Source organism: Paenibacillus thalictri, assembly GCF_004307995.1.
GTDB lineage: Bacteria > Bacillota > Bacilli > Paenibacillales > NBRC-103111 > Paenibacillus_AF > Paenibacillus_AF thalictri.
The window spans coordinates 117,959-141,468 of record NZ_SIRE01000017.1; the positions used below are offsets into that span (position 1 = coordinate 117,959).

Genomic DNA, 23,510 nt, shown 5'->3' on the forward strand with positions numbered 1-23,510 from the left:
AAATTTATTCTCTGACGCGGATTGACTTATTTGATAGTAAGGAGTAATTAATATGAACAAAAAACAAACTGCGAACGCCGCTTTGCAGTTGCCAGATACGAAGTGGAACGAAGCCCATCATTCCCGGCAGGAGCTGCGAAAGCAGTCGATACGGCTATGGAAAAGGGGAATTCCGCTCTACCTTATGATTTTACCGGGGCTCCTTTATTTTATCATTTTTCGGTATATTCCAATGGGCGGGATCATCATTGCTTTTCAGCAGTATGATCCGTTTGACGGATTCTTGCATAGCCCATGGGTAGGGTTCGAGAATTTTCAGAAGTTGTTTGGAGCGCCGGATTTCTGGGTGCTCCTTCGGAATACGCTAATCTTAAGCGCCATGAACATTTTCCTGTTTTTCCCGGCTCCGATCGTGCTTGCGTTATTGCTGAATGAAGTGCGGAATGCACTGTTCAAGCGTACCGTGCAAACCGTCGTGTATATGCCGCATTTTATTTCATGGGTAGTCGTAGCGGGCATCACGATTGTGCTGTTTGCTACGCAAGACGGCGCGATTAATAATCTGCTGGCTACTAAAGGGTTCGCTCGTATCGAGCTTATGACCGATCCGCAATATTTCCGCATGTTGTATACGTTGCAGAACATTTGGAAGGAAACCGGCTGGAATGCCATTATTTTTCTTGCTGCGCTTGCTTCCGTGGATCCGTCCCAGTATGAAGCGGCTGTCGTTGACGGAGCAGGCAGGTGGCATCAGATGTGGCACATCAGCTTGCCCTCGCTCCGCTCGACCATTCTTATCTTATTCATTTTGCGTCTGGGACAAGTCATGGACATTGGCTTCGAACATATTTATCTGATCCAAAATTCAGTGAATCGCAGTGTTTCCGACGTATTCGATACGTATGTGTATCGAGAAGGGGTTTTGGCTGGCGAGTTCAGCTTTACGACCGCCGTCGGTTTGTTCAAGTCGTTTGTCGGCTTGATTTTGATCATGCTGGCTAATTTTCTAACCAAGAAAAGCGGCGAGGAAGGGGTGTACTAAGTTGAAAAAATACGATCCGAGCGGTTCCAGCATCCTGTATCGTTCCACAGTGCTTGGCGCCTTGATCTTGGTCTTGGCCGCCGTTCTTCTCCCGATCCTATACGTCGTGATGAGCTCATTTTCTACCAAACAAGAAGTGCTGACGCGTGGTTTCTTCTTAATACCCCACGAATGGACGCTAGGGGCTTATCGATATTTGATGAACAATGATAATTTCGTCGAGTCCTTGTTTAACGCGGTGTATATTACAGCAATTGGTACCTTCATTAATATTGTGCTGACCAGCTTAATGGCCTATGGGATGTCGAAATCGTGGCTGAAAGGAAGAAAAACACTCAACTTTCTTGTATTGGTTACGATGATTTTCAGCGGCGGGATTATACCGACTTTCCTGATTATGAAAGGTTTGCACTTGCTCGACAGCTATTGGGCAATATGGCTCGGCGGAGCGATCGCACCATTTCACTTGATCGTGATGCGCAGTTTTTTTCAGAACATACCACAAGAGCTGGATGAAGCGGGGCACATCGACGGCTGCGGTGAGTTCCGGCTGCTCGTGAGGATCATCCTGCCACTGGCGATGCCGGCTGTGGCCACGTTTACGCTTTTCTATATGGTAGGTCACTGGAATACTTATTTCACTGCTATTCTTTATATCAACGACACCCATAGATGGCCGCTGCAAGTGATATTACGACAGATGCTGATCACAAATACGGACTCTTCATTCGAATCCTCCGTTATTGATTACCAGTTCGGGCCGCCGGTCAAGATGGCTGCAATCGTCGTGACTGCTCTGCCGCTGCTGGTGGTATACCCTTTCCTGCAAAAATATTTTAATAAAGGAATGCTCCTTGGCTCAGTTAAGGGCTAGGCATTCATATCTTGCTGCTGATACTGCGACAGGCAAAATCGATTTGAACATGAGTGAAGAATAGCTGCGTGAAAAGTAGTTTAACAGAAAGAAGTGGTAACCATTGGGAAAGCCAAATATCCTATTAATCATGAGTGATCAGCATCGGTTTGATTGTTTGGGAGCATACGGCAATAAAGAAATACAAACTCCTCATATTGATAAGCTTGCTAGCGACGGAACGGTCTATCGGAACAGCTTCAGCGCGGCCCCGGTATGCACGCCTTCCCGTTATTCCGTATTGACGGGGTTATATCCGCATCAGCATACGGGATGGGCGAATCATGCCACCATTCCGGCACCGGACAAGGCGTTTCCGGAAATTTTGCGGCGCAATAGCTATCGTACGAAAGCGGTAGGCAAGATGCATCTGACTCCCACGTATATGAACATCGGGTTTGAGCATTTACAACTGGCTGAGCAGGACGGCTCCGGGAGATATGACGACGATTACCACCGGTATTTGAGACAGCAAGGTTTGGTTGACGGGATCGATCTGATCGACCAAGTATCCGAATACCGGAAGCAGGCTCCCAAGCATTATTGGGACGTGTTCGGAGCGGTGGAGTCGAACTTACCTGAAGAGCATCATTCTACAACATGGATCGGTAATCAAGCGTTAGCCGCACTTGGCGAATGGGGTGGGGAAGAGCCGAATTTCTTAATGGTCAGCTTCATTAAACCCCATCATCCTTTTGATCCTCCGGCACCTTGGAGCCAGATGTACGATGCTCAGCATTTAACGGTTCTGCCCGGCTGGACGGAGAACTGCCTGCAGCACGATCTTCAGATGAACGGCGGTTATTTTCCGAATGATCAATTAACGGTCGATGCATTAAAGCGTGCGATGGCACTTTACTACGGTTCGATTTCACATATTGATGGTTATGTAGGTCAAATGATGGAGCTGCTCAAGGAAAAAGGTTTATATGACGATACGATGATTATTTATACGAGCGATCATGGCGAATATTTAGGTTTCCATCACATGCTGTTGAAGAGCAACCATATGTACGATCCGCTTGTTAAAGTTCCGCTTATCATTAAATATCCGGGTGAACGGAACAAGATGGCTTATTCGGACGAACTCGTGAATAATATTGATCTTGCTCCTACGCTTCTGAAGCTTGCTGATGCTCAGCCCGATAAGCATATGGCGGGCATCGATCTGAAGACGGGGACTGCCAATCGAGATTATATTATTTGCGAAGGCGCGTCATCCAATCAGTATATGATCAGATCGCAAACTCACAAATTGTTATATTCCAGAGATCAGACGAATCATTTGTTCTTCGATCTAGTTAAAGATCCGCTGGAATTGAGAAATTTGTACGAGGATCCGGAACATCGGCAGCTGATTGGTGAATTTAAGGAAGATTTGCTCCAATTTATTTTATTCGATGCAGTAACGCCCACTCACCTAAACGTCGAGGCCGCACAAATTGAAGCGCAAAATGTTCCACAGAACGAAGCGGCCCAGGAGTTAAAAGATTGGTACAGGAATAAAATGGAATCATTCGAACTGAGAAGTGAAGAGCAAAGTTGAACAACCGTGTACGTCAATTGCTGGCAGCTATATGGCGGGTGGTTTCGCTGCCAGCTTGTACCGAACAAAAGAAGTAAACCAACTACCATTACAACAACGGAGGATTGATCTTATGAGCAGCAGACCTAACATTATTTATGTAATGAGCGACGACCACGGATACCAGGCGATGAGCTGCTACGGCAGCCGAATCAATCAAACGCCGAATCTCGACCGGATTGCAGAGGGGGGCATGCGCCACGACAATTGCTTCTGCACGAACTCGATTTGCGCTCCTAGTCGGGCGGTCATTCTTTCCGGAAAATACAGTCATATGAACGGCGTGAAGACGCTTGCGGACCATTTTGACGGTCGGCAGGTTACCTTTCCGAAGCTTCTCCAAGGTGCAGGCTACCAAACGGCGATGATCGGCAAATGGCATCTCGGGCATGGCGGCGATTCTGACCCGACAGGCTTCGATTACTGGAGCGTGCTGCCGGGGCAGGGGAAATATCACGATCCGGTATTTATCGAGATGGGCGAGAAGAAGACGATACCGGGTTATGTTACGACGATTACGACAGATCTTTCCATGGAATGGCTGAAGAATCGGGACGTAGATAAGCCGTTCCTGCTGATGTGCCATTATAAGGCGCCGCATGGTCCATGGGATCCGGATAAGAAGCATGAGCATTTATACGAGGATCTGGAGATTCCGGAGCCGGTGACGTTCTACGATGATTACTCGAATAGGGCGGAAGCCGCAAGGGAAGCCAAGATGAGAATTGACCGCGATTTGCCGAAGCGGATTGCGAAATATGTCGCGCCTGAAGGGCTTTCGCCGTTAGAGGGCAAGAAGTGGCAGTACCAGCAGTTTATTAAAGATTATTTGCGCTGCGTCGCTTCCATCGACGAGAATGTCGGCCGCTTGCTCGATTACTTGGATGAAGAAGGCTTGGCTGAAAATACGATTGTCGTTTATACATCCGACCAGGGCTTTTATCTGGGCGATCACGGCTGGTATGACAAGCGGTTTATGTACGAAGAGTCGCTGCGCATGCCGATGCTCATCCGTTATCCAAAAGAGATCGCACCTTCGTCCGTTTCAGAGGCGTTTGCGCTGAACGTCGATTTCGCTCCGACGTTCCTCGATTATGCAGGCGTGGAAATCCCTGAGGAGATGCAGGGCAGCAGCCTGCGTCCTATCTTGAAAGGCGAATTGCCGGAAGGCTGGCAGACGTCCGTCTATTACCGCTACTGGATGCATCTGGACGAAATCCACGGTGTGTACAGCCACTATGGGGTCCGCACGGAAAAATACAAGCTGATTTACTACTATGGCGAAGCTCTTGGCGCTAGCGGAACGACGGACAGATCGACGCCGAAGGAATGGGAGCTGTTCGATCTGGAAAAGGACCCTCATGAATTGAACAATGTCTATAACCAGCCGGAGTATGCGGGAATCGTGATGGAGCTGAAGACGGAGCTCGACCGATTGAAAACTAAGCTTAAGGATGAACTATAACATCTAGGAATAGCGGCTTCTCCATGCAACAGCTCCTTTCATAGTCCAATAAATGGATGGCAACAGCTGGTCAGCAGGAAGTGTGATTGATCTGAGCGGAGCACAAGGATTCTGATATCTGGCATCTGAGAATAAACTCCGATTGGAGTTTTTCTTAGTTGTTTGTTGGCGAGAAACAATAGCATTATTATGACATTGTTGATAACGATGTGTCAGTTACGTCTATTAAACATCATTAGCCGCTTTGCTAGAATAGATGTAAACGGCAGTGAAATTACGAAAGCTGCCAGGAGGAGAGGGGATCACATCATGTTTTTTCTTGTGGAGAAGTTATCAGCCCGGTTAACGGAATTGGAATCCATGCGGTATCGCGAGGAACAAAGCTTGTTCCCATTGCAAGTGAAAGATGACGAGCGTGGCGAGATTGGGCAGTATCCATCTTCTGAGGGAGAATGGCGTACCGTTGACGCCGATCACCATTGGGAAGGGCACGACAAGTATTTGTGGCTGCAAACGGAAGTGGAATTTCCGGCTGAATGGCGCGATAAAGATATTGTCGGCCGGTTCGACTTCGGCGGCGGAGGCGTCAATAGCGGATTCGAGTCGCTCCTGTTCGTAAACGGCGAGCCCTATCAAGGGGTAGACAGCAACCATAAGGAAGTGTTCTTCCCTGGGGAGCTTTGGGCGGGGACCAAGGCGAAGTTAGTCTTCCGGCTGTGGTCGGGCATGGGCGGCCTTCATCAGAGCGTTATGGAGCATTGTTTGAGGATGGCGCGCATCGGCTGGCTGGATAAGGCTGCAGACGATTTGTATTTTACAGGCAGGGCTGTTTTGCAAGTGGTACAGAACCTGGACGATACGCGTCCTGAACGACATGCGCTATTGACTGCGCTCGATCGGGCTGTATTGGAGCTGGACTGGTCTAAGCCGCACTCGGAGGCGTTTTATCGCTCGGTAGAGAAGGCGTGCTCGCTGCTGCATAGTGAACTCGAGAAATGCGAGAAGACGCATGCCGTTACCGTAACCTGCGTTGGGCATACACATATTGACGTCGCATGGCTGTGGCAATTGAAGCATACGAGGGAGAAGGCGGCTCGTTCGTTTTCCACTGTGCTTCGTCTGATGGAACGGTTCCCGGAGTATTTGTTCTTGCAGACGCAGCCTCAGCTTTACGAATATCTCAAATCGGATTATCCCGATTTGTATAAACAGATCAGTGAGCGGGTGAAGGACGGACGTTGGGAAGCAGGCGGCGCCATGTGGCTGGAGGCGGACTGCAATTTGGCTTCCGGCGAATCCTTGGTCAGGCAGCTGGTATACGGAATTCGATTTTTCCAAAAAGAGTTTGGCGTCGTTAACACCTTTTTGTGGCTGCCAGACGTATTCGGGTACAGCTGGGCGCTGCCGCAAATTCTCCGCAAATGCGGTATTAACTCCTTCATGACGTCGAAAATTTCCTGGAATCAGTACAATCGAATGCCGCATGATACATTCCGTTGGAAGGGTATTGACGGCTCGGAAGTATTGACGCATTTCATTACAACGCCGATTGAAAACGAAGCCGGTGCTGAACGTTATACGTATAACGGTAAAATTACGGCAAGATCGGTTAAGGGCTCATGGGATGAATATAAGGACAAGGCGATCAACCGCGACCTGCTGCTCCCATACGGTTTTGGAGACGGCGGCGGTGGTGTAAATCGGGAAATGCTGGAATTGCGCCGAAGGCTGGATTCTATGCCTGGAGTGCCTCATGTGCAAACGGGCCGGGCGGACGAATTTTTTCAGAAGCTGCAGAAACGAATTGCCGAGACGGATGGATATGTGCATACGTGGGATGGCGAGCTTTATTTAGAGTATCATCGGGGTACTTATACAAGTCAAGCTTACACGAAAAAAATGAATCGCAAGCTGGAGCTGTTGTACCGTGAAGCGGAATGGCTGTCTGTGCTTTTGTGTGCCACACAGCAAGGAGAAGGCGTTGATGTCTACCCGGCGGAGAAGCTGGCTGAAGGCTGGAAAATCATTTTACGCAATCAATTCCACGACATTATCCCTGGCTCGTCGATTCGTGAAGTGTACCAAGATTCGCGTATGGAATATGCGGAGGCTGAACAAATTGGCGTTAAGGCCGTTCAGGAAGCGACGGCCGGAATTAGTCGTTCTGAAAGTGATATCCATTCGGCTTCACAAGGTTGGACTGTGTTCAACGGAGGGTCTTGGCATCAAGATGGACTCGTATTCCTTCCGGGCGCAGCTGCTGACCAATCCTTTGTCACAGCCGACGGAAGTGAGCTGGACAATCAGGCCGGAGAAGGCGGCGTCTGGGTGCTTGCCGAGAAAGTGCCGTCGATCGGCTATAACGTCATCAAGACAGAAAATCGATCAACATCGCTTATGCAGCCATCGGCTTTCCAAATCGATATCGATGAAGGCTCGGTAGATAGCCCTATTTACCGGATCGAGTGGAACAAACAAGGGCATCTGACACGGATTTACGATAAAGAAGCCATGCGGGAAGTTCTGGAAAAGGGCGGAAGAGGCAATGTGTTGCAAGTATTCGAGGATAAGCCGGCAAGCCGCTTCGATGCGTGGGATATCGATATTTTTTATCAGGAGAAGAAACAAGAAATCAGCGAGCTGCTTTCTGTGCAAACAGATGAGGTTGGACCGTTGTTCGCCGCACTGACATTTACTTATCGTTATATGGACTCCACCATCGAGCAGCGAATGGTTGTTTACGCGAATGACCGGCGCATCGATTTCCAGACCCAGGTGAATTGGCAGGAGCGCCGTCAGCTGCTGAAGGCGGCATTCGAGACAGCGATTCGCTCAACTACAGCGACGTACGATATTCAATTTGGCAATGTACAACGGCCGACGCATTGGAATACGAGCTGGGATTATGCGCGATTTGAGACGATCGGACATCAATGGGCGGATTTATCAGAGCGGCATTACGGTGTAAGTCTGTTGAATGATTGCAAGTACGGATACGATATCAAAAATAATGTCATTAGGCTTACGCTTATCAAATCGGCAATCGTTCCTGATCCTACGGCCGATCTCGGTGAGCATACGTTTACGTATTCGTTGTTTCCGCATCAAGGCGACTGGTACGAAGGAAGGACGCCACAAGCAGCTTGGTCGCTCAACAATCCGTTTATTGCAGTCAAGGGCTGCGATGCGGGGTCAAATCGGTTATCGTTGTTCCACGCCGATACCGAAAACGTCATGATTGATGCGGTTAAACTCGCCGAAGAAGGGGACGCTTTTGTTGTCAGACTTCACGAGTTCGCCGGACGCCGTGGTGAGGTGGCCATACGAAGCGACTTACCTCTGGCATCGTGGCAGGAATGCGATCTGCTGGAGCAACCGATAGATGATCAGCGAAGCTCAGAGTCTATCACCACAAATTTCAATCCGTACGAAATCAAAACATTTTTAGTGAGATGGAAGTAAGGGGGCTAGGTCTCCTTCTGTGCCTTGGTTGTTGCGCAGCAGCGCATCGGCCAGGGCATGTAGTGCTGAATATGAAAACGGAAAATCCAGAGCAGCAATTGTGGAGGAATATGAGATCACAGCCTCCGCTTTAGACTGCTGGATCAAACAAGTCCAAAGGACGTTCCTTCAAGGAGAAAGACAATCGTTTTTTCGAAAAAAATGAGCTGGTTGCCTTACGAAAAGAGAACAAACTCTGAAAATGGAGGTGGATATTTTATAACACTTCAGTGTTACCCTATTCTGCACGACTCCGCTATGCCTCTGTAGGGTCACCCTCCCGTGACTCGAGGGGTCTTCGTCCTTACATTTCTTCGTTCCCCCTGTCCAAAGGTGTAGAGACTGACCGCGCTTAGTTGACGGTTTATTGCCCTGACGGACACGAAATTCGGTTTTCTGTGCATGTATGGTTTGAAATCTTCATTGTGTCGAACAAGGTTGAGTATGCCCAGGAATAAATAGTTACGCAGCATGCTATCCCCGCGCTTGGAGAGCTTAATTTGTCCTCTGAACTTGCCCGAGGCGCATTCTGCCAGATTAAGACCGGCCCGCCTGAGCAACTGCCGGCCATGCGAGTATAAGCGAAGGTCGCCTGCTTGTCGTTGTACTTTGCCGTAAAAATGAAAATCGGCAGCAAGTGGAAATTGGTGATTGACAAAACTAATGTCGTTAGTTATCATAAAACTAATGACATTAGTTAATTATAAGGAGTGGTTAGTTATGCGAATGACTCGGGAGAACCATTTGATCCAGTTGGCTTTTATGCCGCGAATCTTTCCGGTGAATTGTTATTTTGTTGAAGAAGAAGACGGGCTGACGTTGATTGATGCGGCGCTGCCGAACAGTGCCGATGCGATTCTGCAAGCTGCGCGGAACATGGGCAAACCGCTCGCGCGTATCGTGCTGACGCATGCCCACAGCGACCATATCGGAGCGCTCGACCGGCTCAAGGCGGCGCTTCCCGATGTTCCCGTCTACATCTCGCGCAGAGATGCCCGGCTGCTCGCCGGAGACAGATCGCTTGACCGCGATGAACCGCAAACCCCGATTCGCGGCGGCGTTCCTACGGGCGTAAAGACGCGGCCGGACGTGCTGCTTGAGGACGGCGACCGCATCGGTTCTTTGTTGGCCTTGTCGGCGCCCGGACATACACCGGGATCGATGGCGTTCCTTGATACGCGCAGCGGAGCGCTTATTGCCGGAGATGCCTTGCAACTGCGGGGTGGTATAGCCGTATCGGGGCAAGTGAAGTTTTGGTTCCCGTTTCCGGCGTGGGCGACCTGGAATAAAGAAGCGGCTTGCAGCAGCGCACGCAAGCTGCGCGGCTATCATCCGGAGCTGCTTGCCGTCGGTCACGGAACGATGCTGCGCCAGCCGGGGGCGGCGCTTGACCGGGCGATTGCGGAGGCGGAAAGTAACCTGCAGAAGCGATAAGCCTTTTCAGCCATGCAGGAGAGGAAGAAACTTGCATCAATACAGCTTTTCAAATCGTTTAAGTTAAATTAGGAGGAATGATGATGGCAAGAGCGGGATTGGATCCAAACAGCGTGCTGCAAGCCGCAGCCGAACTGGCCGATACAACCGGCCTTGACAATGTATCGTTGGCGGAACTAGCGAAAAAGCTGGGCATTCGTACGCCTTCGTTATATAATCACGTCAACGGACTGCCCGAACTTCGCAAGAAGCTGGCTATTTATGGCACCGAACGGCTGACCCAAGCGTTGACGATGGCCGCCGTAGGCAAGTCGGAGGACGATGCGGTACGCTCGATTGCTGCTGCATACATTGGATTTGTGCGGCGGCATCCCGGCTTGTACGAGGCGCTTTCGCGCGGCGCGGATTGGAAGCGGGATGAGGAATTGCAGCGTGTCTCGAAAACGGTTGTCGATCTTGTGCTGCGGGTGCTGGAACCTTACGGCTTGAAGGATGAAATGGCGATTCATACGGTTCGCGGTTTCCGCAGTCTGCTGCACGGCTTTGCTTCGCTTGAGCAGCAGGGCGGTTTTGGTATGGCGATTGATTCGGAAGTCAGCTTTCAGCTGCTGTTGGATACATTTCTTGCGGGAATCCGCAGTCTTTATGCGGCCGCGGGGAATGAAAAAGATAACGAATAGGAGATGAGCGCATGTCGGCACCGACAGTATTTGGCATTATTGGAGGAAGCGGTTTTCGCGCACAATTTTATTTGCGGATAGCCAAAGCGCTTCCCGAACGGTTTCAGGTCGGCGGGATGGTGGTGCGGGACGAGCAAAAAGGGCTGGAAATGGAACGCCTCTGGGGTGTTCCGACCTACCGAAGTTTGGATGAACTGGCAGACAAGGTGAAGATGGACTATGTCGTATTGTCCGTCAGCAAAGCTGCGAGCTTGGACTATTTGCTTGAGCTTTTCGAACGCGGGATCCCCGTACTGACAGAGACGCCGCCGGCGTCCGACTTGGCTGGACTGCATACGCTGCATGAGCGATTGACACGCAAGGGCGCACGCATCCAGGTAGCGGAGCAGTATCAATTCCAGCCGATGCATGCAGCCCGCCGGAGCATCATTAGCGCAGATCGGCTCGGACCGGTGTCGGAGGCGACGGTATCGATTTCTCAAACGTATCATGCCGTCAGCTTAATGCGGACGATGCTGGGCGTTACTTTTGAGAACGCTTCAATTCGAGGTATGCGCTTCGAATCGCCGATGCTGGCCGGTCCCGACCGCAGCGGACCGCCAAAGGAAGAGAAGCGGATCTCCGCGCCGCGCGACATCGCTTGGCTTGATTTTGAAGGGAAGCTGGGCATTTACGATTTCACAAATAATCAGCACCGTTCATGGACACGCTCGAACCATTTGTCCGTCCGCGGCGAACGCGGCGAATTGTTCGATACGCGGCTGAGCACGCTGGCCGACTTCTCCACTCCGCTGCATTTGGAAATGAAGCGGATCAACAAAGGCGAAGCGGAAAATCTGGAAGGGTACTTCCTTCAAGGCATTCTTGCGGGGGAGAGCTGGGTGTACCGGAATCCGTTTGCTCCGGCGCGCTTGTACGACGACGAAATCGCCATCGCGACCTGTCTTCAGAAGATGGCCGATTATGCGGCGGGCGGTCCTAGCTTCTACGGGCTGCCGGAAGCTTCGCAGGATCATTATGTCGGAATGTGCATCGAGCAGGCGATTCTCAGCGGAGAGACGGTTCAGACCATTACGCAGCCTTGGGCCGCGGTCAATGAGTGAGGGATAGGTACCGGGGAACTTGGGACAAACCGGCAATGTTATCAGGTTAGCGATAAATGGCTGGTATTCGGATCGCGTATGGGTTGCAACAGCGCAATCATATCGGGTTTATGTAGAAGCAGAACCATAACATGCTTGAACGCAGCAAATAAAGCCATTTCGATTCAACTTGAAGTAAGTTGATCTTTGGCTAGCTGTCTGTAACGGACATCCGCGTCGCTAGATTGGCCTTATGCTTGGGAACGTCATGCTCTAACGCTAACGGACAGGCGCGCCGCTATTTGGCTAAAAAATCGAGGTTATCATTTTTAACGGACAGGCGCGACCTTATTTGCCCAAAAAAGTCGGGGAGACCGCGATGGTAGGCCAATTAAGAGCGCCGGTGTCCGTTACGTGCAGCCAACCTCGGATTTGGGTTACATTGCAGCGCTGATGTCCGTTAGAGAGGAGTTGCTCCAACGTTGGGGGTTGTACCATGAATCGACAGTCTCACCCCTCAGTCCGTTATCCATCCGAAGGGGGCCATGTTCAGAACGGGTCGCGACGCATAAAAGAAACTTGATTCCTGTAACGATACTTTGGTCAATTGACTTCTTATCCTGACAACATGGGATGTACCAGGCTTGTCCCGGCAGCAGCCAGATGAGCGGCAATGCCCCGCAGAATGCCCCACAAGTCATCTCACGAAAGAGAAGAAGGCGGCATACGTGCATCCGGTGGTGGACTGACCGGCTGCGAGCGCCGGGTTGTTCACGAACAACGTGCGCGATCCCAAGCTTGGGTCGTGGCGCTGTGCGGCGGTCGGTAGAACTCCACCAATACAACAACCCAATACAACACGGTTTGCAAGGGCTGCCCGTCATCGGTGCAGCCCTTTGCATGCGTGTCTAATCGTTTGATGCGATGTGTGCGGAATATTATTTTACGGATCTTTTACGGGAGGAAACGCCGGTTTTTTTGGCATGTTTACGCGAGCGTACGCTGCTGCACATAACGTCTTTTTCCGAATAGGCGTAAACGTGATGCGGTACAGGAACGCAATGATGTTGGTTGACGACTTCGATCGGATGAACGACCGTCACGACTTGCGGATGAAAGTAGTTCTGATAGTAGGTAACTGGCGGGTCGACAACGGTTTGCGCTGGGCATGTCGGACAAAAATCACTCATTTCATTTCAGCTCCTTTGTGGTAGGTTGCATGAGCATTATACGCACCATTCGCTCAGGTTTCCTGTATACTTGCCCTTATTTCTGGATAGAAGTTTAGGTGGCTAGTACATTTTTGGCGTTTTTGTCCGGCTGCTGCCCGGTTAGTCCCTTGTTCCCAGTTCCGGCGTAGAAGGCGGTGTGGTACGGTACCGGGTTTGCTGTTCAAAAGAATAAGCGAGTTTGATCAAAAAAGCTTCGCTGTAAGGTCTGCCCAAAAATTCAATCCCAACGGGAACGCCTATCGGCGCGGTTGGCGTGGGTGCGGAAAAACCGCCTTGGAATGTGATGGCCGGGAAGCCGGTTAGCGCGCCCAAGATGCCGTTGCGGTCGGCTTGAAACTCGCCGATCGGGACGACCAGTCTTTTTTGCAGCGGATACAGCAGTACCTCAACGCCGCTGCTTTCCATGGCGTCGAGCACTTGTGCCTTGAGCTGTTGAATGCGCGCAAGCCTGTCCTGGTAGTCCATCTGCTCAGCCGGACGTTCCACCGCTTGTGCCGATTCCAGCGCTTCCCGAATGGATTTGTCGTGAAGATCCATGGCAATGAACTGTTCTAACGATTGGACCGGTGTGCCGTAAGCGGCGAAGTAGCGGTTCAATTCCTCCTTCAGCTCGTATTTCTGAACGTCCACGCCGGCGATCAGCCTATCGGAATCCAGCCCTGGAATGGTAATCGGGACGATCTCCGCACCCATGGCTTCCATTGCATGTATGGCTTGATTAGCAACCCTGTTGACCTCTTCGTGAATCGGCAGCGTTCCGAAAAAGTTGTGAAAAACGCCGATACGCACTCCCCGCAGTCCGTTTTCCGCGAGTGAATCCGTAAGGGAGGCTGAGGAGCAGGCCGTGCCCGGTGCCGCCTCTTTACCGCCTCCGATCATGCCCTCCAATAAAATTGCCGCGTCTTCCACCGTTCGGGCTATCGGGCCGATCATATCTTGGGTGAAGGAGACGGGCAGGATGCCGTCGGTTTCGATCAATCCTTTTGTAGGACGGATGCCGACCAAATTGTTCGCCGAAGAAGGTGAGCGGATCGAGTTGACCGTATCCGAACCGGTTCCCGCGGCTGCGAAGCTGGCTGCAACTGCGGCACCGGTGCCACCGCTGGAACCACCCGGCGTTCTCGTCAGGTCATAAGGATTCAGCGTCTGGCCGCCCAGCGAGCTGACGGTAGTTCCGGTAATGGCCAACTCGTGCATGTTGGCTTTGGCTAAAATGATTGCCCCCGCTGCGCGCAGCTTGGCCACCACGGCCGCATCTTCGGAGGGAATAAAACTTTCCAGAGCGGCAGCTCCGCCGGTTGTCGGCATATCTTTTGTATTAAAATTGTCCTTGAGAACGATCGGAATGCCATGAAGCGGACCGCGAGGGCCTTGCCGCACACGTTCCTCGTCAAGCCGGGCCGCCTCTTCAAGGGCGGTCGGACTGACGGCCAGCAGGGAATTCAATTTGGGACCTTGACGGTCGTACGCTTCGATACGGTCAAGGTACATTTGCACCAGCTGGCGGGAGGTGATTTTTCCGGTTGTCATCGCCGCCTGAAGCGCCGGGATTGTGGATTCGACAAGCACAAACGGCAGCTGATTGTAGACGCGGAGGGCAGCGGCGGCCGCCTCCTCGACGGTAACGGGATCGTTCGAACACGGCGGGACAGCCGTATCGTCGGTAAGCGATACATCATTCTCCTCGAATGCAGCCGTCTTACGTGCGAAAAGCATGAGTGCCCGTTGGATGATGGAAGCCGCCTCATCTCTAGTGAGGGGTTCGCTTGGCTGCATTTTGCCCGGCTCGGTATCTAACAGATCTGCTACCGGAGTTTTGGCCATGCCGGCGCGATACGGGGCGTCAGAAAATGCAGATGCTGCGGGTTTTAACGAAAATCCGGCCAATTCAAGCGATCTGGCCATGATGGCGGCAAATTGCTCTCTGGTGATGTGCGATCCCGAGCGGCTCAGGAGGTCCCGGCTCAACAGACCCGCATTGACGGCTGTTTCGATTTCGGCAGGAGAGCAGCGGTGATCCCAAACGCCAAGAGGACATCTTGAAGCGTCGAGATTTCCTTGCGAAAGCGGTTGTTCCTTCGGTTGATTTGTATCGTTGGTATGATTGCTGCGTTGTCCGTTTGACATGGCGGGCGGCGCTCCTTCCACAATTTCTTAATCTTTAGAATAATCGAAATTTATCATATATACGGATACTCTGACAATAAGCGATACGCATGGTTTTTTGACAGGCAATCGATTGACGGTACGACCCCTATGGGATACACTGGTCATGATCATGTAAACGGTTAAAAATTGGAAACGGAAGAGAGGCTGATCTGCATGGCAAATCATGCGAACAGACAAATCGTATTTATCGGGTCTTACGCGGAACCGGGAAATCCGGGCATATATGTGTACTCCATGAATAATGAAACAGGTGAGCTCACGCTGCTGGACAGCTATAGCGATACGAAAAATCCAAGTTTTCTGGATGTCGATCACGAGAATAAAAGGTTGTATGCCATCGGTGAGGCGGTGCTGCCGGGGGAGCAGGAGTCGAAGGCGGTGGCGTCCGCATTTTCGTTTGATCCGGAAACGGGCAAGCTGTCGTTCATCAACCGCCAGGCTACGGTTGGCACGGGAACATGCCATATCCAGCTCGATCCGCTGAAGCGGTTTGTCGTCGCCACAAGCTACAGGAACGGTTTGATCGGCATGCTGCCGGTTCGTGAAGACGGCAGCTTAGGGGTTTTGGCGGATTCTCATGCCCACGAGGGAAGCAGCGTTCACCCGGAAAGACAAACCCGTTCCTATCCGCACTCCGCTTACGTAAACGACCGGTACAACCTCGTTTATGTGCCGGACCTGGGGATTGACCGGATTAAGGTGTACACACCGGATGTTGAAGCCATGAAGCTGATTCCTGCCGGTGAAACCGTCGTTGCTGCCGGCTCGGGACCGCGGCATATGGCCTTCCATCCACAATTGCCGGTCGCATACGTAATTGGCGAGCTGGACTGCACGATTACCGTGCTGAATCAGGATACCGAAAGCGGCCGGCTTGCGGCGGCTCAAGCGATTTCTACGCTGCCCGGCGATTTCCAGGGCGAAAACACGTGCGCCGAAGTGGCGATCACACCCGACGGGCGGTTCGTGTACGGCTCCAACCGCGGCCACGACAGCATTGCCGTTTATGCGGCGGATGCCGCAACCGGCCAACTGACGCTGATCGACATCGTTCCTTCGCTGGGCGCCGTGCCGCGCAATTTCTCGTTATCGCCTGACGGCAGGTTCTTGATCGCCGCACATCAGGACACAGGCAATCTGGTCGTTTTCAAAATCGATTCGGAAACCGGCGTGCCGCAAGATACCGGTTATCGTGCCGAAGCCGATAGAGGGGTTTGCGTGCGTTTTTGGAAAGAATAAGTTTGGCCTCATAATAAAACGGCCTTGTCCGGCACGATCCTGTGCGGGCAAAGCCGTTTTATTGCTTTTAAAATATTTTTTTGCCGATGACGTGGTCAAGCGGAATGTAGCCGATCATACGGCTGTCCTCGCTATGATTGCGGTTGTCGCCCATCACGAAAACATGGCCTTCCGGCACGACCCATTTCTGGGTGGATTCGTAATTCATCTGTTCGTTCAGATATGGCTCGTCCAGCGCTTGGCCGTTCCGGTACACTTTATGATTTTTAAATTCCAGCGTATCCCCCGGCTTGCCGATCACTCTTTTGACAAAAAAAGCGCGGTCCGTCGTGTTGACGATCAGCTGAAACAACGGATTTTCCAAAATGTCGTCTTTAAACGTGCGTGTTCGGTCAACCCTGCTGTCGATGATGACAATATCGCCGTAATCCGGCATATAAGAGAAGGTGTGCGGCAGCTTAGAAACATACATCCTTTCCTTATCGTATAAGGTCGGGTCCATCGAATGGCCGTCCACCTTGTAGGGCTGAATGATAAATATACCGATCAGCAGAGCAAAAACAAGAGCTACCAAAAACGTCCCGGTCCAGCTCCATAATTGCTTAAGCAGCTTCATGCGCAGCATCCTCTCCGAATGTGATCTCGTCATGTAATCTTGTCTATTGTACCATAAACCGGACATTGATAAAAAAACAGATAAACAGACATAAAAAAACATATACAAAAATAAACGGACATATGATACAATGAGGGCGAACATACACAGATGAATCACATCGATTTCGGGAGGAAACGGACATGGTTGCAAATTTATGGGATTCAAGTAAGGCGGAACAAGCCGGCAAAGGGCTCGGCGAACTGGTTTACCGCTCCAATCTGCTCGGCACGGATCGTTCGGTAGCGAACTGGGGCGGCGGCAATACGTCGATGAAGACGACGGAAACGGATTTCCGCGGCCGCGAAGTTGAGGTTATGTGGGTCAAAGGCAGCGGCTCCGACCTGGCTACGATGAAGGCGGGCAATTTCACGGCGCTGCGCATGGAAGACATTCGCCCGTTGTTCGAACGCGAAGCGATGAGCGATGAGGAAATGGTCGCTTATTTATCGAACTGCATGATCGACGGCAAACATCCGCGCGCTTCGATCGAAACGCTGCTGCATGCCTTCCTGCCGTTCAAACATGTCGATCATACGCATCCGGATGCGATCATCAGCTTGTGCTGCGCGGACAATGGCAAAGAGCTGGCGAAGGAAATTTACGGCGACCGGTTTGTATGGGTGCCTTATGTCCGTCCTGGCTTCACATTGTCCAAGCTGATTGCGCAAGGCGTGCTCAGCAATCCGAAAGCCGAACTGGTGCTGATGGAGAAACACGGGCTTGTCACTTGGGGCGAAACGTCACACGAAAGTTATTTGAAGACGCTTGCGATCATTCAGGAAGCGGAAGATTTTATCGCAGCGCGTGTGAATGAAGCGGCGCTTTACGGCGGCAGCAAATATGCGGCGCTGGATGCACAGACACGCCGTGATATCGCAGCCCAGGTGATGCCGGTAGTCCGCGGAGCGGTCAGCGACGGCAAGCGGATGCTCGTTACGTTCGACGATGCGGACGATGTGCTGCAATTTGTAGGCGGCGAGCAGGCGGCCGAGCTGTCGCAGGTTGGCGCGGCATGTCCCGACCATCTCGTGCATACCAAGATGAAGCCGCTATTTATCAATTGGGATCCTTCCACTCAAAACGTAGAAACGTTGATTGCGGCACTGCAAGAAGGAATTGAAGCTTATAAAAACGAATACCGTGCTTATTTCGAACGCAACAAAAACGAAGGCGACACGATGTTTGAAGCGGCGCCGCGAGTTATTCTGATTCCGGGTGTCGGCATGCTGAACACCGGTAAAAGCTGGAGCATGTCAAAGGTCAGCGGCGCGCTCTACCACCGCGCAATCGCCGTTATGCGCGGCGCTACGTCGCTTGGCAAGTTTGTTTCACTCAGCGAAAATGAATCCTATAACGTGGAATATTGGCCGCTGGAGCTTTACAAGCTGACGTTGGCACCGGCCGAAGCGGAATTTTCTCGCCAGGTTGCATTTATCACCGGCGGCGCAGGCGGCATCGGCAGCGCAACCTGCCGCAGATTGCTGAAGGAAGGCGCTCATGTGGTGATCGCCGATTTGAATCTGGAAGGCGCGCAGAAGCTGGCCGAAGAACTAAACGCTACTTTTGGCGAAGGCCGTGTCACCGCGGTGAAGATGGATGTGACCAAAGAAGAGGAAGTGATCGCCGCGCTGCAGGATACCGTGCTCGCTTACGGCGGCCTCGATATCGCTGTCAACAATGCGGGACTTGCCACCTCCAGCCCGTTTGAGGACACATCGCTGAAAGAGTGGAATCTCAATATGGGCGTGCTGGCTACCGGTTATTTCCTCGTTGCCCGCGAAGCGTTCAAATCGATGAAACTGCAGGGCATCGGCGGTAATATGGTATTTGTCGGCTCGAAAAACTCGGTATATGCCGGGAAAAATGCGTCGGCCTACAGTACGGCGAAAGCCGCTGAGATACATCTCGCCCGCTGTATTGCGGCCGAAGGCGGCCAATACGGCATCCGCGTCAACTCGGTGCTGCCTGACGCGATTTTGCAAGGCTCGCAAATTTGGAATTCGAGCTGGCGCAACGAACGCGCCGCGGCGTATGGCATCGAGCCGGATCAGCTGGAGGAATACTACCGCAAGCGCACGACGCTGCTGGTCAACATTTTCCCGCAGGACATCGCCGAATCGATCGCTTTCCTCGCTTCCTCCAAGTCGAGCAAAACGACTGGCTGCATGATTACCGTAGACGGAGGCGTACCCGCCGCGTTTACAAGATAATACACCGTTGCGTCGGATGGTGAGGCCCGCGTCCGCGGATGCGCCGCGGGACAACCGTCCCTTAAATACGGAACTTTAGAATCAGGGAGGCAAGCGAAATGTCCGAACAATCGTCTCATCAAGCCAGAGGTTCCCATGTATGGTTTATTCCCGACGGATACATTCCGCCGGAAAGCTCCGGATCGCTGGAAAGCCACGAATCCATCTGCGTGCTGAACACAAGCGATGAGGATGCGCAGCTTGCGATCACCGTGTTTTTTGAAGACCGGGCGCCGATTGAACGGATTCCGGCGATTGTGCCCGGACGGCGCACCCAGCATCTCCGCACGGCGCTGCTGCAGCGGGACGGCGAAGCGATTCCGAAGGGCGTTCCTTACGCGATGGAAGTGGAGAGCAGCATTCCGGTCATCGTGCAATACAGCCGGCTTGATTCCACGCAGCCGGCCAATGCGCTGATGTCGGTCATGGCTTATCCGCTGCAATCATAGATTCATCATAAAACGACGAGCTCCCGTGTGGCTGACACGGTATCAATACCAATCTTGCAAACGTAAAGGAAGGGTGAACTGCATATGAACGATCGCGCTTATGCATTATTTGAGGAACGCCAGCGTGACAGAGGTATTGATCTGGGCAAGGTAAAGGATAAATTGAAGGCGCTTAAGATCGAAACTCCTTCGTGGGGGTACGGAGATTCCGGCACACGGTTTAAAGTGTTCAAGCAGACGGGCATTCCCCGCAATCCGTTCGAAAAATTCGAGGATGCGGCGCAAGTTCACAAGCTGACCGGCTTGTGCCCTTCCGTAGCGATTCATATTCCGTGGGATAAAGTGGAAGATTACGATAAGCTGAAGCAGCATGCAGCGGAGCTAGGCCTGTCGATCGGCGCGGTGAACCCGAACTTGTTCCAAGAGGACGAGTACATATTCGGGAGCGTCTGCAACTCCGATCCCGCCGTGCGGCGCAAGGCGACCGATCATCTGCTGGAATGCGTGGATATCGCCAAAACGGTTGGTTCCGAAGCGCTCAGCTTGTGGTTTGCCGACGGCACGAACTATCCGGGCCAAGCGGATATCCGCAAACGGAAGGGCTGGATGCAGGAAGCGCTTACCGAAATGTACAACGCGATGACGCCGAATATGCGGATGCTGATTGAATATAAATTTTTTGAGCCGGCGTTTTATCATACGGATTTGGCCGATTGGGGCATGGCGTTTAATATGGCCAATAAGTTGGGGCCGCAGGCCGAAGTGCTGGTCGATACCGGCCACCACGCGCAGGGCACCAACGTTGAGCATATCGTCGCTTATTTGCTGGATGAGCAAAAGCTCGGCGGCTTCCATTTCAACAGCCGCAAATATGCCGATGACGATCTGATTGTCGGCGCGCACAATCCGTATGAGCTGTTCCTGATCTTTTATCAAATTCTCGACGCTTCCCTAGATGCCGATGCCGGCGTGCGGAAGACGGCGGACAATATCGCTTACATGATTGACCAAAGCCATGCGATCGAGCCGAAAATTCCGGCGATGATCCGTTCGGTGCTGAACGTGCATACGCAATATGCGAAAGCGCTGCTGGTCAATCACGAAGAGGTGCGCGAGGCGCAAAGCAAGCAGGATGTGCTGGGAGCTGAGCAGGCGGTTCGCGAGGCTTACGAGCAGGACGTTGCGCCGCTGCTGCTGGCGCTCCGCGAAGAAGCGGGCTTGCCGGCGGATCCGATGAAAGCATATTTGCAAAGCGGTTACGGCGAAAGCATCTTGTCCCGCGGCAAGGGAGGTGCCAGCTGGTGAGCCGGACGACGGTCGCGCTTTCTTTCGATCTGGGAGCCAGCAGCGGCAGGGCGGTTGTCGGCAAGCTGACGGAAAAGCCGGGCGGCGGGCTGCCCGAGCTTACCGTAGACGAAGTTCACCGCTTCCCGAACGACCCGGTGCGGGTCGGCGGGCGGCTTTACTGGGATATTTTGCGTTTGTTTCACGAGATCAAAACAGGCATCTCGCGCGCGGCGCTAAGCGGATATCGTGACATCGGCAGTTTGGGCATCGATTCATGGGCGGTAGACTTCGGGCTGATCGGCCCGGACGGCGAGCTTCTCGGCAATCCGTATCACTACCGCAACCCGGAGTGGGACGGGTCGATGGAGGCCGTGTCCGGCGAACTCGGCAAAAACACGATTTTTGCCAGCACGGGCATTCAGTTTCTGCCGTTTAATACGATTTACCAGCTGGCGGCGCTGAAGAAGCGGGATAGCCTCGCCCTAAAGCAGGCCGACCATCTGCTGATGATTCCCGATCTGCTGCGTTATTTCCTGACCGGCCGGCGTCACAGCGAGTGGACGAACGCATCGACGACGCAGCTCGCCAGCGCCGAGCAAAAGACGTGGGATAGCGATCTGCTGCGCAAGCTGGGGCTTTCGGAAGCGATGTTCCTCACGCCGGTGCAGCCGGGAACAATGGTCGGCGAGCTGACGGAAGATATCGCCGCGGAGCTCAGTGTTGGCCCGATTCCGGTTGTTGCGGTAGCCGAGCACGACACCGCCTCGGCAGTGATTGCCGTGCCCGCGGAGGGCGGCGATTTCGCTTACCTCAGCTGCGGCACGTGGTCGCTGCTGGGCACCGAGCTGGACCGGCCGGTGCTGGGCAAGCAGGCGCTCGACTGGAATTTCACAAATGAAGGCGGCGCTTACGGCACATACCGGCTGCTCAAAAATATTATGGGCCTCTGGCTTGTGCAGGAATGCAAGCGGGCGTTCGACAAAGCCGGAAACGCCAAGTCGTTTGCCGGGCTGGTGGACGAAGCGGCGGAAGCCGAGCCGTTCCGCTCGCTGATCGATCCGGACGACGATGCTTTCCTGCATCCCGCGAATATGCCGGATGCGATCCGCAGCTACTGCGCGGCTGCCGGCCAGCCTGTCCCGGAAACCGACTGCCAGCTGATCCGCTGCATACTGGAAAGCCTGGCGCTGAAGTACCGGCTTGTGCTGGAGCGGACGGAAGCACTGGCCGGCAAAACGTTCGGCGGCCTGCATCTTGTAGGCGGCGGCATGCATAACCGGCTGCTCTGCCAGTTTACGGCAGACGCGATTAACCGCCCGGTATGGGCAGGGCCTGCCGAAGGCAGCGCGCTTGGCAACCTGATCGTGCAGTTTATTGCGCTGGGTGTTATTGCGGACGTGCAGGAAGGGCGCCGCATTTTGCGGCAGTCGTTCCCGCCGGAAACGTACACGCCGGCGCAGCCGGACATTTGGGAGACGGCGTACTCGCGTTTTTGCGCGGCATTTGGCTATTCGCAGGAGGTCTAAGCCGGCGAGTCTGGCGCAATAAGCCCCTCTTGTTGTAAAATGGTCTAAAAATGAATGAGCGGGAAAGCGGGGAAACAATTGCATGTTGGCAGCGGAAAGATGGCAAAAAATCGTGCAGCTCGTCAATGAACGGGGTAGTAGCAGGGTGACGGAGCTTAGCGACATATTTCAGGTGACGGAGGAAACGATCCGCCGCGATCTGGATAAGCTGGAGAACGAAGGCAAGCTGCTGCGCAGCCATGGCGGAGCGGTGAGCGTCAAAGACGATGCGCCGGAGGTGCCTTACCCGGAACGGGAGACGACCAACGCCGAGCAGAAGCGGAAAATCGCCCAACTGGCGATCGGGCATATCCGGGAGAAAGAGCGGATCATTCTTGACGCCAGCACGACAGCTTGGTATATGGCGCAGATCATGCCGGATTTTCCGCTGACCGTGCTGACCAATTCGATTAAAGTTTCCTTGGAGCTCAGCGGCAAGGAACATGTGAAGGTCATTTCCACCGGGGGCCAGCTGTCGCCGCGGTCGCTTTCGTTTGTGGGTCCGCTCACCGAAAGATCGCTTAGCACGTACCATGTCGACAAGGCGTTTATTTCGTGCACGGGGCTGCACGGAGAACGAGGCATCAGCGAGGCCAACGAACAAACGGCGCTGGTAAAGCAAAAAATGGTGGAAATCGCCGATCACACGTATGTGCTGGCCGATTTCAGCAAATTCGGCCAGCAGTCGTTTGCGCAGGTTGCGGGTTGGGACCGGATCGGCAGCTTGATCACCGATGCGGCTGCCGACGAATCGGTGCTGCAGCGGCTGCGCGACAATGCGGTGAATATTATTCAAGCGTGAACATGCGCTAAACAGCATCGTTACATGAAAGGAAGTTGGACCGGGAGTACCCGGCGCCGGCTTCCTTTTTTTCAATTGGATTGAGGTACAGCGTCCCCGAGGAATCATAATCCGCACGCCAAAAAATACTAAGCGGATACCAGTTGACCTTCACGTTG

General features: G+C 52.8%; 17 protein-coding genes and 1 pseudogene. 14 read left to right on the forward strand and 4 right to left on the reverse strand.

Features of this window, described 5'->3' with window-relative positions; all coding sequences use genetic code 11:
- Positions 1-52: 52 nt before the first annotated feature.
- The 5 genes from EYB31_RS23190 (at position 53) to EYB31_RS23210 (ending at position 8,467) form a co-directional block, all read left to right on the forward strand.
- Positions 53-1,042, forward strand: a complete 990-nt coding sequence (locus tag EYB31_RS23190) for an ABC transporter permease (protein WP_131015803.1) — start codon at positions 53-55, stop codon at positions 1,040-1,042.
- Position 1,043: 1 nt separating this feature from the next.
- Positions 1,044-1,916 (forward strand): carbohydrate ABC transporter permease, encoded by an 873-nt coding sequence (locus EYB31_RS23195; protein ID WP_240762764.1) that lies wholly within the window; start codon positions 1,044-1,046, stop codon positions 1,914-1,916.
- Positions 1,917-2,019: 103 nt separating this feature from the next.
- Positions 2,020-3,501: a sulfatase family protein gene (locus tag EYB31_RS23200; RefSeq protein WP_276322083.1), complete on the forward strand. Its 1,482-nt coding sequence runs from the start codon at positions 2,020-2,022 to the stop codon at positions 3,499-3,501.
- 112 nt (positions 3,502-3,613) lie between these two features.
- Positions 3,614-5,005: a sulfatase family protein gene (locus EYB31_RS23205; RefSeq protein ID WP_131015805.1), complete on the forward strand. Its 1,392-nt coding sequence runs from the start codon at positions 3,614-3,616 to the stop codon at positions 5,003-5,005.
- A 309-nt stretch (positions 5,006-5,314) separates the two neighbouring features.
- Positions 5,315-8,467, forward strand: coding sequence for an alpha-mannosidase (locus EYB31_RS23210; protein ID WP_131015806.1), 3,153 nt, complete (start codon positions 5,315-5,317; stop codon positions 8,465-8,467).
- Between the two features lie 449 nt (positions 8,468-8,916).
- On the opposite strand, the pseudogene EYB31_RS41705 reads toward EYB31_RS23210, so the two are convergent.
- Positions 8,917-9,102: pseudogene (locus EYB31_RS41705) on the reverse strand (transposase); the annotation flags it as partial.
- A gap of 124 nt (positions 9,103-9,226) precedes the next feature.
- Here EYB31_RS41705 and EYB31_RS23220 point away from each other — a divergent pair.
- The 3 genes from EYB31_RS23220 (at position 9,227) to EYB31_RS23230 (ending at position 11,723) form a co-directional block, all read left to right on the forward strand.
- A complete protein-coding gene (locus tag EYB31_RS23220; protein WP_131015807.1) occupies positions 9,227-9,940 on the forward strand; it encodes an MBL fold metallo-hydrolase in 714 nt (237 codons plus the stop codon).
- An 80-nt stretch (positions 9,941-10,020) separates the two neighbouring features.
- Positions 10,021-10,620: a TetR/AcrR family transcriptional regulator gene (locus EYB31_RS23225; RefSeq protein ID WP_170318262.1), complete on the forward strand. Its 600-nt coding sequence runs from the start codon at positions 10,021-10,023 to the stop codon at positions 10,618-10,620.
- Between the two features lie 11 nt (positions 10,621-10,631).
- A complete protein-coding gene (locus tag EYB31_RS23230; RefSeq protein WP_131015808.1) occupies positions 10,632-11,723 on the forward strand; it encodes a Gfo/Idh/MocA family protein in 1,092 nt (363 codons plus the stop codon).
- A gap of 917 nt (positions 11,724-12,640) precedes the next feature.
- Here the strand turns inward: EYB31_RS23230 and EYB31_RS23235 are convergent.
- Both EYB31_RS23235 and EYB31_RS23240 read right to left on the reverse strand, forming a co-directional pair.
- Positions 12,641-12,892: a hypothetical protein gene (locus EYB31_RS23235; RefSeq protein WP_131015809.1), complete on the reverse strand. Its 252-nt coding sequence runs from the start codon at positions 12,890-12,892 to the stop codon at positions 12,641-12,643.
- A gap of 141 nt (positions 12,893-13,033) precedes the next feature.
- Positions 13,034-15,061 carry an amidase family protein gene (locus EYB31_RS23240; protein WP_206105488.1) on the reverse strand — a complete coding sequence of 676 codons (2,028 nt, stop codon included), beginning with the start codon at positions 15,059-15,061 and terminating at the stop codon, positions 13,034-13,036.
- Positions 15,062-15,256: 195 nt separating this feature from the next.
- Between EYB31_RS23240 and EYB31_RS23245 the strand changes: the two genes are divergently transcribed.
- Complete coding sequence (locus EYB31_RS23245; RefSeq protein WP_131015810.1) at positions 15,257-16,342, forward strand: lactonase family protein; 1,086 nt, start codon at positions 15,257-15,259, stop codon at positions 16,340-16,342.
- A gap of 67 nt (positions 16,343-16,409) precedes the next feature.
- On the opposite strand, the gene lepB is transcribed toward EYB31_RS23245, so the two are convergent.
- Positions 16,410-16,958: a signal peptidase I gene (lepB, locus tag EYB31_RS23250; RefSeq protein ID WP_131015811.1), complete on the reverse strand. Its 549-nt coding sequence runs from the start codon at positions 16,956-16,958 to the stop codon at positions 16,410-16,412.
- A gap of 182 nt (positions 16,959-17,140) precedes the next feature.
- On the opposite strand from lepB, the gene EYB31_RS23255 reads away from it, so the two are divergent.
- The 5 genes from EYB31_RS23255 (at position 17,141) to EYB31_RS23275 (ending at position 23,352) form a co-directional block, all read left to right on the forward strand.
- Positions 17,141-19,210 carry a bifunctional aldolase/short-chain dehydrogenase gene (locus EYB31_RS23255; RefSeq protein ID WP_131015812.1) on the forward strand — a complete coding sequence of 690 codons (2,070 nt, stop codon included), beginning with the start codon at positions 17,141-17,143 and terminating at the stop codon, positions 19,208-19,210.
- Positions 19,211-19,308: 98 nt separating this feature from the next.
- Positions 19,309-19,698: a sensory rhodopsin transducer gene (locus EYB31_RS23260; RefSeq protein ID WP_131015813.1), complete on the forward strand. Its 390-nt coding sequence runs from the start codon at positions 19,309-19,311 to the stop codon at positions 19,696-19,698.
- Positions 19,699-19,782: 84 nt separating this feature from the next.
- Positions 19,783-21,003, forward strand: a complete 1,221-nt coding sequence (gene rhaI / locus EYB31_RS23265; protein ID WP_131015814.1) for an L-rhamnose isomerase — start codon at positions 19,783-19,785, stop codon at positions 21,001-21,003.
- Positions 21,000-22,511, forward strand: coding sequence for a rhamnulokinase (locus EYB31_RS23270; RefSeq protein WP_338119977.1), 1,512 nt, complete (start codon positions 21,000-21,002; stop codon positions 22,509-22,511). Before rhaI ends, EYB31_RS23270 begins: the two co-directional genes overlap by 4 nt.
- Before the next feature lie 82 nt (positions 22,512-22,593).
- Positions 22,594-23,352 carry a DeoR/GlpR family DNA-binding transcription regulator gene (locus EYB31_RS23275; protein ID WP_131015816.1) on the forward strand — a complete coding sequence of 253 codons (759 nt, stop codon included), beginning with the start codon at positions 22,594-22,596 and terminating at the stop codon, positions 23,350-23,352.
- Positions 23,353-23,510: the final 158 nt, after the last annotated feature.

Coding starts and splice junctions, on each gene's coding strand:
- EYB31_RS23260 (WP_131015813.1), top strand. CDS start 19,309: ATGTCCGAACAATCGTCTCATCAAGCCAGAGGTTCCCATGTATGGTTT.
- EYB31_RS23275 (WP_131015816.1), top strand. CDS start 22,594: ATGTTGGCAGCGGAAAGATGGCAAAAAATCGTGCAGCTCGTCAATGAA.
- EYB31_RS23240 (WP_206105488.1), bottom strand. CDS start 15,061: ATGTCAAACGGACAACGCAGCAATCATACCAACGATACAAATCAACCG.
- EYB31_RS23245 (WP_131015810.1), top strand. CDS start 15,257: ATGGCAAATCATGCGAACAGACAAATCGTATTTATCGGGTCTTACGCG.
- EYB31_RS23190 (WP_131015803.1), top strand. CDS start 53: ATGAACAAAAAACAAACTGCGAACGCCGCTTTGCAGTTGCCAGATACG.
- EYB31_RS23225 (WP_170318262.1), top strand. CDS start 10,021: ATGATGGCAAGAGCGGGATTGGATCCAAACAGCGTGCTGCAAGCCGCA.
- EYB31_RS23235 (WP_131015809.1), bottom strand. CDS start 12,892: ATGAGTGATTTTTGTCCGACATGCCCAGCGCAAACCGTTGTCGACCCG.
- EYB31_RS23230 (WP_131015808.1), top strand. CDS start 10,632: ATGTCGGCACCGACAGTATTTGGCATTATTGGAGGAAGCGGTTTTCGC.
- EYB31_RS23210 (WP_131015806.1), top strand. CDS start 5,315: ATGTTTTTTCTTGTGGAGAAGTTATCAGCCCGGTTAACGGAATTGGAA.
- EYB31_RS23205 (WP_131015805.1), top strand. CDS start 3,614: ATGAGCAGCAGACCTAACATTATTTATGTAATGAGCGACGACCACGGA.
- EYB31_RS23220 (WP_131015807.1), top strand. CDS start 9,227: ATGCGAATGACTCGGGAGAACCATTTGATCCAGTTGGCTTTTATGCCG.
- rhaI (WP_131015814.1), top strand. CDS start 19,783: ATGAACGATCGCGCTTATGCATTATTTGAGGAACGCCAGCGTGACAGA.
- EYB31_RS23255 (WP_131015812.1), top strand. CDS start 17,141: ATGGTTGCAAATTTATGGGATTCAAGTAAGGCGGAACAAGCCGGCAAA.
- lepB (WP_131015811.1), bottom strand. CDS start 16,958: ATGAAGCTGCTTAAGCAATTATGGAGCTGGACCGGGACGTTTTTGGTA.